Here is a 16,294-nt window from a genome sequence, read left to right on the forward strand (position 1 = left end):
CCCGCTAATTAGGCTTGGTAGTAGCTACCGTTGTTGGCTGCAAGGGCGCGCATGGCGTCGGTGACTTGATACAAACCACCTAAGTGAGCGTATTTGTCAGCTAAGGCGACAAAGTTGGCTACGCCCATAGTATCTAAGTAACGGAACACACCACCACGGAATGGTGGGAAGCCTAAACCGTAGACTAAGCCCATATCCGCTTCGGCAGGTGATGCCACAATGCCTTCTTCTAAACAGCGAACGGTTTCGATAATCATTGGGATCATAGTGCGGGCGATGATTTCATCCGCATCGAATGCTTTTTGTTCACCAAAGGCAGCCTTTAGCAGCTCGTAGCTGGTTGGGTCGACGTCTTTCTTTGGCTTACCGCGGCTATCCACAGAGTAAGCGTAGAAGCCTTTGCCATTCTTCTGACCGAGACGTTTGTTTTCGAACATCACGTCAATCGCGTCATTGCCAGATTTGCCCATACGATCGGGGAAGCCTTCGGCCATTACTGCTTGGGCGTGGTGGCCAGTGTCTAAACCGACAACGTCTAGCAGATAAGCAGGGCCCATTGGCCAGCCGAATTGTTTTTCCATCACTTTATCGATAGCGGCAAAGTCGCCACCTTCGGCGAGCAGGCCGTTAAAGCCCGCAAAGTACGGGAAGAGTACGCGGTTAACGAAGAATCCCGGGCAATCGTTAACAACGATTGGGGTTTTACCCATTTTGCTGGCGTAGGCAACAACAGATGCGATGGTTTCTTCTGAGCTGTACTCGCCACGGATAACTTCAACTAATGGCATTTTGTGCACTGGGTTAAAGAAGTGCATACCACAGAAGCGCTCAGGCTTCTTCATGCTCTTCGCGAGCAGGTTAATTGAAATAGTTGACGTGTTAGAGGCGATAATCGCATCTTCACTGACGTATTGCTCAACTTCAGCCAGTACTTGTGCTTTCACTTTTGGATGCTCAACGACGGCTTCGACAACCACGTCAGCATGTTTCACTGGGGCATAGTCTAAGGCAGGGGTGATGTTGTTCAGCACTTTAGCCATTTTTTCTGGGGTAGAGCGGCCACGAGCAACTTGCGCAGATAACAGTTTGGCGGCTTCGCCTAAACCTAAATCTAATGCAGGTTGAGCGATATCCTTCATCACGATTGGCGTGCCTTTACTGGCGCTTTGGTAAGCGATACCGCCACCCATAATGCCGGCACCTAATACGGCTGCGCTTTTCACATCTTTAGCGAGCTTGCCCGCTTTCTTAGCTTTACCTTTAACGAATTGATCATTAAGGAAGATACCGATTAGTGCTTTGGCTACATCGGTTTTCGCTAACTTGATGAAAGCTTGATGTTCAATTTGTAGTGCTTCGGCGCGGCCTTTGGTCGACGCTTGTTCAACTACGTTTACCGCTGCCATTGGTGCTGGGTAATGTTTGCCTGCGACAGAGAAAACCATGCCTTTAGCCGTAGTGAAAGACATCATAGCTTCGAGTTTAGGTAAGGTCAGTGGTGACATCTTGCGTTGGCGACGCGCTTGCCAATCAAGCTTTTCTGCTACTGCATCTTTTAGCATTTGAATCGCCGCAGCTTCCAAGGCTTCTGGAGCGACAACGGCGTCAACAGCGCCGACTTTTAATGCATCTTCGCCGCTTTGGTCTTTACCCGTGGTGATCCACTCAAGGGCGTTGTCAGCACCAATCACACGTGGTAAACGCACTGTGCCACCAAAGCCTGGGATGATGCCTAGCTTGGTTTCGGGTAGACCGATTTTGGCTGTGGTGTCAGCAATACGGAAATCCGTTGCCAGAATGGTTTCACAACCGCCGCCTAGGGCAAAACCTTTAATTGCACAAGCGGTTGGGAAAGGTAAATCTTCAAGTTTATTGAATACGGCATTGGCCTGTTCAACCCAAGAGAGTAGTACTGAATCATCTTGTGCGAATAAGCCTAAAAATTCAGTAATGTCGGCACCCACGATAAAGGTATCTTTACCTGAGGTGAGCACTAATGCCTGAATGTTTGATTGTTGTTTAATGCTGTCTAATGCGGCATCGAGTGAGGCGAGTGTTTCTCTGTCGAATTTGTTCACCGAACCGGGTGCGTTAAAGCACAGCTTGGCAATATTATCCTCGAGTAACTCAACCTGAATTGTAGGACTTTGGTAGATCATTGCTTGCTTCCTTTTGGCTTAAAAGTGATACCCACCATTATTTTTTGGTGTTAGTACGACTCTCTATCTCACAGCAGCTTCGGCCATCATTTGACCAGTTGTGTGCCAGTGTGCTTCGAAATTCGATAAATTACAACACCCAATTTAAACGACTGTTTAATTTCTTGTCGGCTAGAGTGAATTTTCAGCTTTGTGATACACTGCACAAAGTGTATAAGTGCCAGATTACGCGAAAGAGTACGTAGTGGGAATTTGTACTTTAGCGGTATTACTTGCTGGCTAGTTGGGTAATTTTATTTTTAGAATTAAAAGCATAGGCTTAAATCGAGAATTTGCTACCCCGTGCGAAACGAGGGCGTAAGTAGAGGAAAACACTGAGCCTATATGGCTTAGTTAGATTTGCGATTTTTTTATTAACTATTGTTCATTACAGGATATGAAACATGGATCACTTGGCTCATCACTATCATGCCCACATCGCCGAGCTTAATCGTCGAGTTGCTGAAATTGTATCGCGTGAAGCATTATCAGGTTTAGTGATCCACTCGGGTCAGCCACATCGAATGTTTTTGGACGACATTAATTATCCTTTTAAAGCCAATCCCCATTTCAAGGCTTGGTTACCTGTGTTGGATAACCCTAACTGTTGGTTAGTGGTGAATGGTCGCGATAAGCCGCAACTGATTTTTTATCGCCCAGTGGATTTTTGGCATAAGGTGTCTGACGTGCCGGAGATGTTCTGGACCGAGCATTTTGAGATCAAATTACTCACTAAGGCCGATAAGGTTGCCGAACTATTGCCTGCCGATATCGCTAACTGGGCTTATTTGGGTGAGCATTTAGATGTGGCTGAGGTGCTGGGTTTCACCAGTCGCAATCCTGACTCTGTGATGAGCTATCTGCATTTCCACCGTACCACTAAAACCGAATATGAACTCGAATGTATGCGCCGAGCGAACCAGATCGCGGTGCAAGGGCATTTAGCGGCTAAAAATGCCTTCTATAACGGTGCCAGCGAGTTTGAAATTCAGCAGCAGTATTTATCTGCCGTGGGACAGGGCGAGAACGAAGTGCCCTACGGTAATATCATTGCCTTAAACCAAAATGCGGCGATTTTGCATTACACCGCGCTCGAGCATCAAAATCCAGCGCGCCGTTTATCTTTTTTAATCGATGCGGGTGCGAGCTACTTTGGCTATGCGTCGGATATCACTCGTACCTATGCGTTTGAGAAGAATCGCTTTGATGAATTGATCACTGCCATGAACAAGGCGCAGCTCGAACTGATCGATATGATGCGCCCGGGTGTGCGTTATCCCGATTTACACTTGGCGACCCATGGCAAAGTCGCACAAATGCTGCTGGATTTTGAGTTAGCCACGGGCGATGCCCAAGGCTTAGTCGACCAAGGCATTACCAGTGCCTTCTTCCCACATGGACTCGGTCATATGCTAGGCTTGCAAGTGCATGATGTGGGAGGTTTTGCCTTCGATGAACGTGGCACTCATATTCCGGCGCCTGAAGCCCATCCGTTCCTGCGTTGCACCCGCATTTTAGCGCCAAACCAAGTGCTTACGATGGAGCCTGGTTTATACATTATCGACACTTTACTCAATGAGCTAAAACAAGATAGCCGTGGTCAGCAGATCAATTGGCGCACCGTTGATGAGTTGCGACCTTTCGGTGGTATTCGTATCGAAGATAATGTGATTGTGCATCAGGATCGAAACGAAAATATGACCCGCGAGCTGGGTTTAGCGTGATTTTAGGGAGAGCGAGTGCTCGAAAATTATCTGATACCGAGTGAAAATGTGCAGATAGAAGAAGAGATAAAGCATAGCCGCTTTATCTCTTTTCTATTTCATTGCACAAGTTTAGAACAGCTGAAGTTAGTACTTACTGACATAAAGCGAGATTATCCCGGCGCCAGCCATTACTGCTATGCCTTTATTGCTGGAGCGCCCAACGACAGCATTGCCATCGGTTCGAGTGACGATGGTGAGCCAGCGGGCAGCGCTGGTCGTCCAATGCTCGCAGTATTACAAGGCGCGAATCTCGGTGAAGTCGGTGCCGTGGTGGTGCGTTTCTATGGCGGTACTAAGTTAGGTGTGGGCGGTTTAGTGCGTGCCTATACCTCAGGATTACGCCAAGGTTTAGGGCAATTGCCGACGCGATTGAAGCAATTACGTTATCCAGCCAAACTGCATTGTGATTACACTCAATTAAGGGATGTCGAACATTTATTACAACAGTTAGAAGCGGTGATCATCGATAAGCAATTTGCCGAAGCCGTTGATATCCATTTTGAAATAGGCAAACAGCAACAGGGTATATTGAATGAATCACTGGCAACGTTGAGTCAGGGTAGCCTGCGCGCAGAGTTTGAGCTGTGATGCCTGCGTAAATTATGCCAAAATATGCAAAATGCTGAAAATACCTTTGCAGCCAATGGAATAATTGAACACGCGGAATGCAATACAAAACCATAATAAGAATCATAGGTCTGCTTATCGGCCTGTTCTCCATCACTATGCTGCCGCCAGCCTTAATCGCCATTTGGTATAACGATGGCGGTGGTACTGCGTTTATTCAGGCATTTTTTGTTAGCTTATTTATCGGTTTTTGGCTCTGGTATCCTAATCGTCGCTGCAAAGAGGAATTACGAACTCGCGAGGGTTTCCTGATCGTAGTTTTGTTCTGGACAGTGCTTGGCTCCATCGGTGCCTTACCCTTTATCTTCTCAAGCCAACCTGATCTCAGCTGGACGGACAGTTTTTTCGAATCATTCTCCGCACTGACCACCACGGGAGCCACCGTTATTGTCGGGCTGGACTCCTTACCTAAGGCCATTCTGTTTTATCGACATATGCTGCAATGGCTCGGCGGTATGGGGATCATTGTTCTAGCTGTGGCGATTCTGCCTGTACTGGGCGTTGGGGGCATGCAGCTGTATCGCGCCGAAATACCGGGCCCCGTGAAGGACAGTAAGATGACGCCGAGGATTGCCGAAACGGCCAAGGCGTTATGGTACATCTATCTATTGCTAACGATTGCCTGTGCTGGCGCTTATTGGCTCGCGGGAATGAGCGTTTTCGATGCCGTGTGTCACTCGTTTTCGACCATCGCCATCGGGGGCTTTTCGACCCACGATGCCAGTATGGGATACTTCGATAGCTCAGTGATCAACCTGATTTGCGTGTTCTTTTTGATTGTCTCAGCGGTGAACTTTAGCGTGCACTTTGCGGCATTTTCGCGCCGCGGGATCAATTTTAGAGTCTATTTTCGAGATACAGAATTCAAGATGCTGGTGGCAATTCAGTTGGTGCTGACGGCTATTTGTTTCTTAACCCTTTATCACTCAGGGATTTATGATTCGCCAGAGGAAACCTTAGATCACGCCTTATTCCAAGCGGTTTCGGTGGCGACAACCGCTGGCTTTGGTACCGAAAGCTTCCATATGTGGCCGCTTTTCCTGCCGATTCTGTTGATCTTCTCAAGCTTTATCGGTGGTTGTGGTGGTTCAACTGCGGGCGGGATTAAGGTGATCCGAGTTATCCTGCTGCTGTTGCAAGGTTCACGCGAACTTAAGCGCTTGGTTCACCCTAAGGCGATGTTCTCGATTCGTATTGGCTCCAAGGCGTTACCAGATCGTGTCGTCGATGCAGTATGGGGATTTTTCTCTGCCTATGCTTTAGTTTTCGTACTGTGTATGTTGGCGCTAATGGCCATGGGGCTGGATGATATTACCGCCTTTAGTGCTACGGCAGCCTGCTTAAATAACCTTGGCCCAGGGCTTGGGGAAGTGGCGAGTAACTATGCCAGTATCGGTGATGGCGCCAAATGGGTGCTGGTGGTGGCCATGTTATTTGGTCGCCTCGAAGTCTTTACCTTGTTGATTTTGTTCACGCCAACTTTCTGGAAGGATTGATATGCAGACATTAATAATCTATTCGACAATCGATGGCCAAACACTGGAAATTTGCCGAAAAATCAAAGCTGTTGCCGAACAAGCGGGTGAGCAGGTGTCGTTAGTCACCTTAGAGCAGGCCGAGGCCTTAAGTCTTGTCGATTTCGATAAAGTGCTGATTGGTGCGAGTATTCGTTATGGTAAACATAGACCTGAGCTATATCAGTTTGTAAATCGCAGCCACGCGGTGTTAAGTGCAAAAATTAACGGTTTTTTCACTGTTAATGTGGTGGCGCGTAAGCCATTAAAGAACACGCCAGAAACGAATCCTTACATGCAAAAGTTCCTTAAATTATCGCTGTGGCAACCACAGCAATTGGCAGTTTTTGCCGGCAAGATTGATTATCCTAAATATGGTTTATTCGACCGCACCATGATCCGCTTTATCATGTGGATGACTAAGGGGCCCACTGACCTGAAGGGCTGCTTCGAGTTTACCGACTGGGGTAAAGTCGAAGCTTTTGGGTCACACTTTAGCAAGCTGTAAAAATGATAAAGCCCTAGTCTCAGCTAGGGCTTTATGACTGCATGGCGTCGTTTAACGATTTATACCGCGCAGTAACGACTATGTAGAATGGAAATCACTTGGGTGACTTGTTCATTCTTAAGCTTGTAATACACAATCTGGGAGCTCTTACGGGTATCGACTAAGTCTTCGGCTCGCAATACTGCTAAATGCTGTGATAGTGCCGATTGGCTTAAAGGAACTGTCGCATTCAGTTCCGTCACGCTCAGCTCTTTATCCAGTAAAAGGCACAGAATCATTAAGCGATAAGGATTCGCTATAGCTTTAAGCCATTTAGCCGCACTTTCCGCATTAGTTACCATTGCATTTACATCTATATCATTTTGCATAAGGTACTCACTTGATCGCTTTTGATTAGATAATTCTAATTGAACATGTTTCTATACGCAATCATACTGCTCGGCAATTCAGATCTCAATTTTTGCATTTCAGAATATGAGACAACGCTGATTTGTGATCCTATCAGGGGTTTATTTAACCGATGATTGCCACAATGGTGCCACACTTTAACGGAACGGGAATACCCCATGACACGCATTTTGGTGCTTTATTTTACCCGTGGTGGCCACACGGCCAAGATTGCGAATGCAATCGCGCAGCAATTGACTCTGCGTGGTGCTGAGGTTGACTTAGTCGACATCAATAGTGCGGCTGCAACAAGGATTAACTGGCCCGATTATCAACTGGTGGCTTTGGGGGCTTGCGTACTCTATGGTACCTATGACAAAAGCGTATTCCAGTTTATTGAACAACATTCGCAAGCGTTGAGTGCGTTGCCAAACAGTTTTTTCTGCGTCAATGTGGTGGCGCGTAATCCTGAAAAACGTATTCCAGAGAACAATAAATACCTGCAAAAATTCATAACCTTATCACCTTGGACTCCCGCCGATTTGAAGATTATTGCTGGTAAGGTGGATTACCCTTCGTGGCCTTGGTACGACAGATTAATGATCCAATTGATTATGAAAATCACCAAAGGGCCAACGGATCCTAAGGCGGTGATCGATTATACCGACTGGGAAGATGTGAAGGTCTATGCCGACCATTTGCTGACTTTGGCCAAGGTTGCTGAGCCCGCCTAATAAAAATGCGCTCTGTGAGCGCATTTTTAGTTGATGACTGATACGACTAGTATTTCCAAAAACTGGGATGGAATAGTACGGCCACAGTTAAAATCTCTAAGCGTCCTAGCAACATACCTAATGCAAGCGCCCACTTAGCCAGATCGGGCAGTGTCGAGAAGTTACCCGCTGGGCCAATAATCGGCCCAAGTCCTGGGCCAACGTTGGTGACTGCGGTAATTGCGCCAGTAAAACTGGTCATGGGGTCGAGCCCTGTCAACACCAAAATCACCGAAAGCCCAACAATCACAAACATAAATAGCAGTACAAAGGTGATCAGCGAGCGCACAATATCCTCACTAATCAGGCGGTTATTATAGCGCTCCCTAAATATCCCATTGGGATGACATTGCTGCTTTAACTGCTCGCGCATAATGGCGCCAGCAATTTGAAAGCGGAAGATTTTGATACCGCCAGAGGTCGAGCCAGAACAGCTACCGACAAACATTAAGAACAGAAAAGCGATATTAGCAAACGCGCCCCACGTGCCATAGTCGGTTAAACCATAGCCCGTTGTGGTCACAACAGATACGACGTTAAAGCTGGATAATCGTAATGCATCAATCAAGGCGATATCGCGGGTTTGCCATAACCAAACACCAATAAAGCAAGAAACAAAGGTCAGAAAAAATAAGAAGCCTTTGACTTGGGCATCATTCCAAACGCTTAAATCGCGCTGTTGGATCATCTGCACAAACATCAGCAGGGGTAAACCTCCCGCCGCCATAAAAACAACACCAACCCAATGGGCAGAATTGGAAAACGCCGCCATCGAATTATCTGAGGTTGAATAGCCTCCCGTCGACAGTGTGGTCATCGCATGGTTGATGGCTTGAAACCACGTCATGCCTGCAACATGGTAGGCAATACAGCAGATAATAGTCAGTAAAATATAGATAAAGAATAAATGCTTAGCCATGCTTTGGGTACGAGGAACAGCCTTGTCACTCCAATCCGATGACTCAGTGCGGAACAGCCGCATACCACCAACGTTTAAGAAGGGCAGAATCGCAACCGCCATCACGATAAAGCCAATGCCACCGAGCCATTGCAATAACGAGCGCCAGATTAAGATACTGTGATCCATCGTATCTAACCCTGAGAGCACGGTTGAACCTGTGGTGGTAATACCGGACATGGTCTCGAAGAAGGCATCCGTATAACCTATACCGTGGTAAAGCGTAAAAGGCATGGCGGCAAACAGACTCACGATCAGCCAAGTTAGGCTGGTGAGCAGAAACATATCTCGAATATTGAGGTTAATAGCCTTACTTTGGCCGTTATGCAAACACAGGCTGGCGCAAATCCCAGTGACTAAAGCCGATAACATGAAAGAGCCTACGGTCTCCTCGCCGTTGAATGCGGCAAGAAGTAAGGGCGCTAACATAAAGGCTGTTAACATCGATAAAAACAGCCCTAAAATAAACAATAACGGTCTAAAGTTCAGCATAGGATGATGACTTAAAAGAAGAAGGCGCTAGGTTGGAACAGCTTTTCGACTTCGCCGATAAATTTTTTGTTTACCAAAAACAAAATCACGTGATCCCCTTGCTCAATCACTGTTTTATCATGAGCCATCAACACTTCCTCATTCCGCACAATGGCGCCAATGGTGGTTCCCGGCGGCAGCTTGATATCGCCAATCGCCTTGCCAACAACTTTAGAGGTGCTGGAGTCGCCATGGGCAATGGCTTCAATCGCTTCGGCGGCGCCGCGGCGTAAGGAATACACGTTACAGATATCGCCTTGGCGGATATGGGTCAGTAAGGCTGAAATCGTCGCCTGCTGGGGTGAAATCGCGATATCGATATTAGCTTCTTGCACAATATCCACATAGGCTTCGCGCTGGATCAGCACCATCACCTTTTTCGCCCCCATGCGCTTGGCTAGCAGGGCGGACATGATATTGGCTTCATCATCGTTAGTGACGGCAATAAACACATCGGTTTGGTCGATATGTTCTTCGAGCAGTAACTCTTGATCTGAGGCGTCACCACAAAATACTGTGGTGTTTTCAAGTTGTTCGGATAGAGACTCTGCGCGTTCGAACTTGTGTTCAATCAATTTGACTGAATGGGTGCGCTCGAGGCGTTTAGCCAGGCCTAAGCCTATGTTACCACCGCCGGCAATCATGATATTGCGGTAGGAGTTATCCAGCTTTTGCATCTCACTCATCACCGCGCGGATATGGCGACTGTCGGCCACGAAAAATACTTCGTCATCGGCTTCGATAATAGTCGTACCGCGGGGCATGATAGGGCGACCTTGGCGGAAAATCGCCGCCACCCGGGTATCAATATTTGGCATATGCTCGCGAAGCGCGGCCAAGGCATTACCGACTAAAGGGCCGCCGTAATAGGCGCGAACTGCAACCAAACTTAAGCGGCCTTCGGCAAATTCGAGCACTTGCAGCGCACCGGGATATTCAACCAAACGTTGAATGTAAGCGGTCACTAACTGCTCAGGTGCGATAAGTTCATCGATCACAAAACCGCCGCGAGGACGCCCATCGCTATTTTTGGTCTCACTGTCGATAAATAATTTATCGCGCATCGCCAGATAAGGTTCGGAGCGAATACGGGCGATTTTAGTCGGTGTACCAAATAGGCTGTAGGCCATTTGGCAGGCGACCATGTTACATTCATCGCTGTTCGTCACAGCAATCAGCATGTCGGCATCTTCGGCGCCAGCCTCTTTGAGCACATCGGGGTGGGCACCATGGCCCGCCACGACGCGAAGGTCATATTTATCCTGCAGGGCGCGTAATCTGGATTTGTCGCTATCGACGATGGTGATATCGTTGTTTTCACCCACCAAATTTTCGGCCAAGGTTCCCCCAACTTGACCCGCACCTAATATGATAATTTTCATGGCCTTGCTTACTTCCTAATGGGTCGCTTTCAATAAACGGGCGTAATAAAACCCATCCATGTTGTGTTGTCCCGGCGTGATTTGCCAACCTATATCTTGGCTTGAAGCCTGCTGGGCAAGTGTGTCTAGCTTAGCATCTGCGGTTCTGGCTAAAAATGCACTAATTTGGTCTCGATTTTCCTGCGGCAAAATAGAGCAAGTTGCATACAGGAGTGTGCCACCGGGCTTGAGCCACTTCCAGCAGTGATCGAGAATTTGTCTTTGCAGCTCTGCCAGTTCTTCGATGTCATGGTTTTTGCGTAACCATTTGATATCGGGATGGCGGCGGATAACGCCCGTCGCTGAGCAAGGTGCGTCGAGTAAGATACGATCAAATTGTTCACCCTGCCACCATGAGTCGATATTGGCCGCATCGCCATGAATAACTTCCGCTTTTAATGATAAACGGTCAAGGTTCTGTTGCACGCGCTCGAGACGTTTGGCATCGAAATCGACGGCAACCAGTTGGATGCTAGGTTCAAGTTCGAGTAAATGGCAGCTTTTACCGCCCGGAGCCGCACAGGCATCAAGAACCAGTTCATTCGCTTGCGGGGCCAGCAGGGTCGCGGCCCATTGGGCTGCGCCATCTTGCACTGATGCCGCACCTTCGTGGAAGCGTGGTAATGTCGCCACATCCTTGGGATGGGCAAGCAGGATTGCATCATCACTGAGGCCCGCACTGGCTTCTATTTCTAGTTCACTCAGGGCAGCAAGATATTCGTCGCGGCTTTGGGAGCGGCGATTGTTACGTAGCCACATAGGTGGACGCTCATGGCTTTGCTGGATTATCTCTTGCCAGTTGTCAGGATAAGCGGCTTTTAAGCGCTTAATTAACCAGCCCGGCGTGTTGTAGCTTAAGGTTTCAGATTCAGTGCTCAGAGGCGTTAATTGGCGTTGAATATTACGCAGTACCCCATTAACGACCTTGACCATACCCTCAAATTTTAACTGTCGGCAGGCCTCTGCGGTTTCGGATATGGCAGCATGGCTTGGTATGCGGGTGAAGTAAAGCTGGTAACAACCCACAATCAATAGCTGGTGGATGATCCTTTGCTTACCTTTGAGCGGATTAGCCAAACATTCGGCAACGCGTTTTTCTATTTGTGGCAAAGTACGCATTACGCCGTAGCAGAGCTCGGCGAGCAGGGCTTTATCTTTACCACTAGCAAGATGCCTTTGCTGTTCTGGCAGGGCAACTGAAAGTGACACGCCTTTTTCTAATACGTCGAAGATGGCTTTGGCCGCCAGTGCTCGCAAGTTCATCATTATTATTGCGCCTCGTTATTGAGACGAGTATTTGGGGTAAACCACTCGCCGCGGGCATTGAGAATATCTGCAACGCTGAGGGGTTTCTTACCGGGTAATTGCATGCTGAGCAGGGTTAACACACCATCGCCGGTGGTGACTTCAATACCTTTTTTACTGGCGCTGATAATAGTGCCGGGTGCGGCATTGCTGCTGGTGGTGCTGACTTGGGTCTGCCACACCTTGATAGTATTGCCTTGGTGCTCAAAGTAGCTCACAGGCCATGGATTGAAGGCGCGGACTTCTTGCCATAATTGGGTTGCTGATTTAGTCCAATCTAACCTCGCTTCTTCTTTACTGAGTTTTTCGGCGTAGTTAGCTAAGGCTTCATCTTGCTTTTCAGCGGCTAAGGTGCCGTTGGCTAAACCCTCGAGAGCTTGCAGTAGCGCATCAGGTCCTTGCTGGGCTAACTTCTCGTAAAGACTTGCCGAAGTATCGTCATCTTCAATAGGCAAGTAGGTTTTTAGTAGCATATCACCCGTATCTAGGCCGACATCCATCTGCATAATCGTCACGCCGGTTTCTTTATCACCTGCCCACAATGCGCGTTGAATCGGCGCCGCACCGCGCCAACGAGGCAGAATTGAACCATGAACATTGATACAGCCTAAACGTGGCGTATCAAGCACGACTTTAGGCAGGATCAAACCGTAGGCAACCACCACCATAATATCGGCATTAAGGGCGGCCAGTTGTTGCTGCGCGGGTTCTTTGCGTAGCGAACCGGGTTGATAAACTGGAATATTGTGGGCGAGCGCGAGCTCTTTCACTGGGCTGGCGGTGAGTTTTTTACCGCGCCCTGCGGGTCTATCCGGCTGTGTGTAAACAGCAATCACATTGTGGTGTGAGTTAATCAGCGCCTGTAAATGGCGAGCGGCAAAATCCGGTGTTCCGGCGAAGATGATATTGAGTGGTTTCAAATCTGATCCTAATGCTTATTTGGCGTCTTGTTTGGCCGCTTTTTCAAGTTTCTGTTTGATCCGTTGGCGCTTCAATGGCGACAGGTAGTCGACAAATAACTTACCTTTCAGGTGATCCATTTCATGCTGAATGCAAATCGCAAATAGGTCATCGGCTTCAACGGTGAATTCATTACCGTGTCTATCCAGTGCTTTAACGGTAACAAATTCGGCGCGGTCAACTTTGGCATAGATACCAGGGACAGACAGACAACCTTCTTCGTTACAGAAATCACCGCTACTGGCAATAATCTCGGGATTGATAAAGACTTTAGGACGTTCAACCTCGTCTTGTAAATCCATGACGATCAGTTGTTTATGATAATCAACCTGGGTTGCGGCTAAACCAATCCCTTTTTCTTGGTACATGGTTTCGAACATATCATCGATTTGAGTTTGCAACTCAGCAGTAAACTCTGTGATAGGTTGTGCTTGAGTTCGCAATCTTTCATCGGGAAAGCGTAAAACTTTTAATAGTGCCATACTTAAACTCTTAACAAGTCTGTCAAATCTCAATCAGTTGGTTATACTGACTGAGGCTAATGGGTTAATTTTAATCTTTAGTGCCTATCAATAACAGTAAAAGCTCGATTTAAGAGCTAAACAACATGGACCGCACCATGAAACGGCTAATTTTACTTGCGTTAATGACCTTTCATTGCACATTGGTTTACGCTGACACTCTCACGTTGAAAGCAGGGTATCCAGAGTCATATGTGGTAAAGAAGGGCGATACCCTGTGGGATATTTCTGCAACCTTTCTAAATGATCCGTGGAAGTGGCCACGTTTATGGGATGTTAACCCTCAAATAGCCAATCCTCATTTAATTTATCCCGGTGATCAACTCACCTTAGTCTTTATCGATGGTCAACCCAGATTAGTGCTTAATGGCGCGAGTGCGAGTATTGGAGCCAGTGAAGCAAAACCCCATATTCGCAAAACTCCAGAGGGACGCGTAATTGCCAAGAGCAATGCGGTTCCTGCGGTTGATTTGGCATTAATCCAAAACTATCTCGTTCAAAACCGTGTGGTTGATGCTAGCTGGCTAGGCATGCAACCTATGGTACTCGGCGGTGAAAGCCCGTCGCGCCATCATATTGTTGGTGATGTGATTTATATCAATAGCGAATTACCTTTGCATCAAAAGTTAGGAGTCTATGAGCGAGGCCGAGAATTCTTTAATAAAGAAACGGGCGAGGCGCTAGGACAGGAAGCGATTCTGGCATCCACGGGCCAAGTCATTGAGTCTGGCAAAGTGTCTAAGGTAAAAATTCTGAGCAATTTCCGTGAAACCAAAGCGGGCTTTAGGGTGTTGCCTATGGAGGATGAAGCGTTAATGTCAGCTTACTTTACGCCAAAACCCGCAGAACTTAAGACGCCAGCGACCATATTGGCCATCGAGTCGAAAATGCGCGAAGCCGGTAAACTCAATGTTGTCTATCTTGATAAAGGTACGCAGGACGGTATTGAGCCTGGCGAGGTATTCTCCATTTATCGCGATGGCGAAGAAATCGTGATTAATAACGATGGCCAACCTGTGCCCTCGATGGAACGGACAGCCTATGACAATGTGGTTGCGTCACTTTCATCTGACAGGGCACTCAAAATGCCTGATGTTTACAATGGTAAGTTATTAGTATTCAAAGTGTTTGATAAAGCAAGTTTAGGATTGATTGTATCGACGGAGCGTTCTGTGCGGGTCGATGATAAATTAATCGCCCCAGATTCCTTAGCCTTTAGAGGTCAATAATCTCTGAAAACTTGGTTGATTGGTTAATTGTTAGTGCGGTATCTGGGCTCGGACCCGCTCGGACACAACAATTATTAACGCACATGGATGTGGACGACCTCAGGCAAAGGCTCGAGCATGAGAAACACTCGCTCCCTTTGTCTGACAATCAGCTCCACAGCTTGGTTATTGACTATCAAAAAGTCGATGCTGCTTTAGAGTGGCAACAACAGGCGGCACATCATCATTTAGTCTGTTTTTCCGATCCGCTTTATCCTCCGTTGCTAAAACAATTAACTGATCCACCCTGCGTTTTGTTTGTTAAGGGCTGCGTCGAGGCGCTAGCGATTCCATCTCTTGCTGTTGTGGGCAGCCGTAATGCATCTCCTGGTGGGTTGCAGGTGGCTTATCAATTGGCTCGAGAGATGTCAGCGCTAGGATTTAGTATTTGTAGCGGCATGGCGATGGGGATAGATGGTGCGGCGCATAAAGCTTGTGTTGATCATGGTGGAAGAACGCTTGCCGTGCTGGGAACTGGGATTGATATTACTTATCCGCGCCGACATAAGCAGCTTTATGAGGATATTCAGCGCCAAGGCTGTATAATAAGCGAGTTTTGGCCAGATGTAGGGCCTTTTGCGGGCAATTTCCCGAAACGAAATCGCATCATTAGCGGTCTTTCTTTAGGGACGCTGGTGGTTGAAGCCTGTCGCAAAAGTGGTTCACTCATCACCGCAAGGTTGGCTATGGAGCAAGGGCGTGAGGTGTTTGCCGTGCCTGGCTCCATCCTAGGAGGATTTCACCAAGGCTGTCACGATTTATTACGTGATGGGGCAAAACTTGTGGAAAGCGCGGCCGATATAGTGGAAGAGCTGGCAAGTTTGACAGCCTTTCATCTTGAAGAACTCTACTCCAGCCACCATATACAGCAAGGTGAGATTTGTGATTTGCCATTTTCATCGCTGTTAGCTAGTGTAGGTTATGAAACTACAACAATTGATGCTGTAGTTGAACATAGTGGGAAAACGATAGATCTGGTGTTAGAACAAATGCTTGAACTTGAGTTGCAAGGTTGGGTTGTTGCAGTACCCGGTGGTTACGTCAGAGTAAAGAGGAGCTAGCCATGTTTGATATCCTCATGTATCTATTTGAAAACTATGTTCACAGTGAAGTCGAACTATTAGTTGATGAAGACGAGTTAACCAAGGAACTCACTCGCGCTGGTTTTCATCAGTCGGAGATTTTAAAAGCCTTAACTTGGTTGGAGCGTCTGGCAGAGTTACAGGAAGGGGATAAGCCTTACCTGTGTAATCATGATCAGCATTCGTTTCGGATTTACACCAAAGACGAAATGGAAAAGCTGGATGTGGAGTGCCGTGGATTCCTGCTATTTTTAGAGCAAGTTAAAGTGCTTAATGTCGAAACCCGTGAGATGGTGATCGATAGAGTCATGGAGCTTGATGAGCCTGCCTTGATCCTCGAAGATCTTAAGTGGGTTATTCTGATGGTGCTGTTTAATGCGCCCGGCCATGAGTCTGCCTATGAGCAAATGGAAGATTTAATTTTTGAGCAGCCTGAAGAAGGCCGGCTACATTCTTAAGTGTTGCGACGTGATAA

Annotated in this window: 15 protein-coding genes; 8 read left to right on the plus strand and 7 right to left on the minus strand. The window is 47.5% G+C overall.

The features are described from left to right. Positions 1-8: 8 nt before the first annotated feature. The gene (gene fadB / locus JM642_RS00070; protein ID WP_203432465.1) at positions 9-2,159 is read right to left on the minus strand and encodes a fatty acid oxidation complex subunit alpha FadB; all 2,151 of its coding nucleotides are present in this window, start codon (positions 2,157-2,159) and stop codon (positions 9-11) included. A gap of 443 nt (positions 2,160-2,602) precedes the next feature. Between fadB and pepQ the strand changes: the two genes are divergently transcribed. From pepQ to hemG (JM642_RS00090), 4 genes are all read left to right on the plus strand, one after another. After that, on the plus strand, positions 2,603-3,922 hold the full coding sequence (gene pepQ, locus JM642_RS00075) for a Xaa-Pro dipeptidase (protein ID WP_099457178.1): 1,320 nt from the start codon (positions 2,603-2,605) through the stop codon (positions 3,920-3,922). A gap of 15 nt (positions 3,923-3,937) precedes the next feature. Beyond that, positions 3,938-4,552, plus strand: coding sequence for a YigZ family protein (locus JM642_RS00080; protein WP_203432466.1), 615 nt, complete (start codon positions 3,938-3,940; stop codon positions 4,550-4,552). A gap of 77 nt (positions 4,553-4,629) precedes the next feature. Then, the gene (locus JM642_RS00085) at positions 4,630-6,087 is read left to right on the plus strand and encodes a TrkH family potassium uptake protein (RefSeq protein WP_203432467.1); all 1,458 of its coding nucleotides are present in this window, start codon (positions 4,630-4,632) and stop codon (positions 6,085-6,087) included. A 1-nt stretch (position 6,088) separates the two neighbouring features. Then, the gene (gene hemG, locus JM642_RS00090) at positions 6,089-6,613 is read left to right on the plus strand and encodes a menaquinone-dependent protoporphyrinogen IX dehydrogenase (protein ID WP_203432468.1); all 525 of its coding nucleotides are present in this window, start codon (positions 6,089-6,091) and stop codon (positions 6,611-6,613) included. 59 nt (positions 6,614-6,672) lie between these two features. Here the strand turns inward: hemG (JM642_RS00090) and JM642_RS00095 are convergent, their stop codons facing one another. After that, positions 6,673-6,981 (minus strand): metalloregulator ArsR/SmtB family transcription factor, encoded by a 309-nt coding sequence (locus JM642_RS00095; protein WP_011715321.1) that lies wholly within the window; start codon positions 6,979-6,981, stop codon positions 6,673-6,675. Positions 6,982-7,179: 198 nt separating this feature from the next. Here JM642_RS00095 and hemG (JM642_RS00100) point away from each other — a divergent pair, with 198 nt between their 5' ends. Further along, the gene (hemG, locus tag JM642_RS00100) at positions 7,180-7,734 is read left to right on the plus strand and encodes a menaquinone-dependent protoporphyrinogen IX dehydrogenase (RefSeq protein WP_140907435.1); all 555 of its coding nucleotides are present in this window, start codon (positions 7,180-7,182) and stop codon (positions 7,732-7,734) included. Positions 7,735-7,780: 46 nt separating this feature from the next. Here the strand turns inward: hemG (JM642_RS00100) and JM642_RS00105 are convergent, their stop codons facing one another. Genes JM642_RS00105 through def form a run of 5 tightly spaced genes read right to left on the minus strand, consistent with a single transcriptional unit; the run spans position 7,781 to position 13,430 of the window. Beyond that, a complete protein-coding gene (locus tag JM642_RS00105; RefSeq protein WP_037413506.1) occupies positions 7,781-9,223 on the minus strand; it encodes a TrkH family potassium uptake protein in 1,443 nt (480 codons plus the stop codon). An 11-nt stretch (positions 9,224-9,234) separates the two neighbouring features. Continuing rightward, positions 9,235-10,644 carry a Trk system potassium transporter TrkA gene (trkA, locus tag JM642_RS00110; RefSeq protein ID WP_037429374.1) on the minus strand — a complete coding sequence of 470 codons (1,410 nt, stop codon included), beginning with the start codon at positions 10,642-10,644 and terminating at the stop codon, positions 9,235-9,237. A 15-nt stretch (positions 10,645-10,659) separates the two neighbouring features. Continuing rightward, positions 10,660-11,946, minus strand: a complete 1,287-nt coding sequence (gene rsmB / locus JM642_RS00115) for a 16S rRNA (cytosine(967)-C(5))-methyltransferase RsmB (protein WP_140907436.1) — start codon at positions 11,944-11,946, stop codon at positions 10,660-10,662. Positions 11,947-11,951: 5 nt separating this feature from the next. Continuing rightward, the gene (gene fmt, locus JM642_RS00120) at positions 11,952-12,908 is read right to left on the minus strand and encodes a methionyl-tRNA formyltransferase (RefSeq protein ID WP_203432469.1); all 957 of its coding nucleotides are present in this window, start codon (positions 12,906-12,908) and stop codon (positions 11,952-11,954) included. Between the two features lie 15 nt (positions 12,909-12,923). Further along, entirely contained in the window at positions 12,924-13,430 is a 507-nt protein-coding gene (gene def, locus JM642_RS00125) for a peptide deformylase (RefSeq protein WP_037429378.1), read from the minus strand. 125 nt (positions 13,431-13,555) lie between these two features. Between def and JM642_RS00130 the strand changes: the two genes are divergently transcribed. The 3 genes from JM642_RS00130 (at position 13,556) to JM642_RS00140 (ending at position 16,277) form a co-directional block, all read left to right on the plus strand. Beyond that, positions 13,556-14,698, plus strand: a complete 1,143-nt coding sequence (locus tag JM642_RS00130; RefSeq protein ID WP_037429380.1) for a LysM domain-containing protein — start codon at positions 13,556-13,558, stop codon at positions 14,696-14,698. A gap of 83 nt (positions 14,699-14,781) precedes the next feature. Beyond that, positions 14,782-15,798: a DNA-processing protein DprA gene (gene dprA, locus JM642_RS00135; protein ID WP_055647938.1), complete on the plus strand. Its 1,017-nt coding sequence runs from the start codon at positions 14,782-14,784 to the stop codon at positions 15,796-15,798. A 2-nt stretch (positions 15,799-15,800) separates the two neighbouring features. After that, positions 15,801-16,277 carry a DUF494 family protein gene (locus JM642_RS00140; RefSeq protein ID WP_011070451.1) on the plus strand — a complete coding sequence of 159 codons (477 nt, stop codon included), beginning with the start codon at positions 15,801-15,803 and terminating at the stop codon, positions 16,275-16,277. Positions 16,278-16,294: the final 17 nt, after the last annotated feature.

Source organism: Shewanella sp. LZH-2, assembly GCF_016859145.1.
Lineage (GTDB): Bacteria > Pseudomonadota > Gammaproteobacteria > Enterobacterales > Shewanellaceae > Shewanella > Shewanella xiamenensis.

Bases quoted from the DNA above. Each gene is read 5' to 3' on its own strand.
- fadB (WP_203432465.1), bottom strand. From the start codon at position 2,159: ATGATCTACCAAAGTCCTACAATTCAGGTTGAGTTACTCGAGGATAAT.
- pepQ (WP_099457178.1), top strand. From the start codon at position 2,603: ATGGATCACTTGGCTCATCACTATCATGCCCACATCGCCGAGCTTAAT.
- JM642_RS00085 (WP_203432467.1), top strand. From the start codon at position 4,630: ATGCAATACAAAACCATAATAAGAATCATAGGTCTGCTTATCGGCCTG.
- hemG (WP_203432468.1), top strand. From the start codon at position 6,089: ATGCAGACATTAATAATCTATTCGACAATCGATGGCCAAACACTGGAA.
- JM642_RS00095 (WP_011715321.1), bottom strand. From the start codon at position 6,981: ATGCAAAATGATATAGATGTAAATGCAATGGTAACTAATGCGGAAAGT.
- hemG (WP_140907435.1), top strand. From the start codon at position 7,180: ATGACACGCATTTTGGTGCTTTATTTTACCCGTGGTGGCCACACGGCC.
- JM642_RS00105 (WP_037413506.1), bottom strand. From the start codon at position 9,223: ATGCTGAACTTTAGACCGTTATTGTTTATTTTAGGGCTGTTTTTATCG.
- trkA (WP_037429374.1), bottom strand. From the start codon at position 10,644: ATGAAAATTATCATATTAGGTGCGGGTCAAGTTGGGGGAACCTTGGCC.
- rsmB (WP_140907436.1), bottom strand. From the start codon at position 11,946: ATGAACTTGCGAGCACTGGCGGCCAAAGCCATCTTCGACGTATTAGAA.
- def (WP_037429378.1), bottom strand. From the start codon at position 13,430: ATGGCACTATTAAAAGTTTTACGCTTTCCCGATGAAAGATTGCGAACT.
- JM642_RS00130 (WP_037429380.1), top strand. From the start codon at position 13,556: ATGGACCGCACCATGAAACGGCTAATTTTACTTGCGTTAATGACCTTT.
- dprA (WP_055647938.1), top strand. From the start codon at position 14,782: ATGGATGTGGACGACCTCAGGCAAAGGCTCGAGCATGAGAAACACTCG.
- JM642_RS00140 (WP_011070451.1), top strand. From the start codon at position 15,801: ATGTTTGATATCCTCATGTATCTATTTGAAAACTATGTTCACAGTGAA.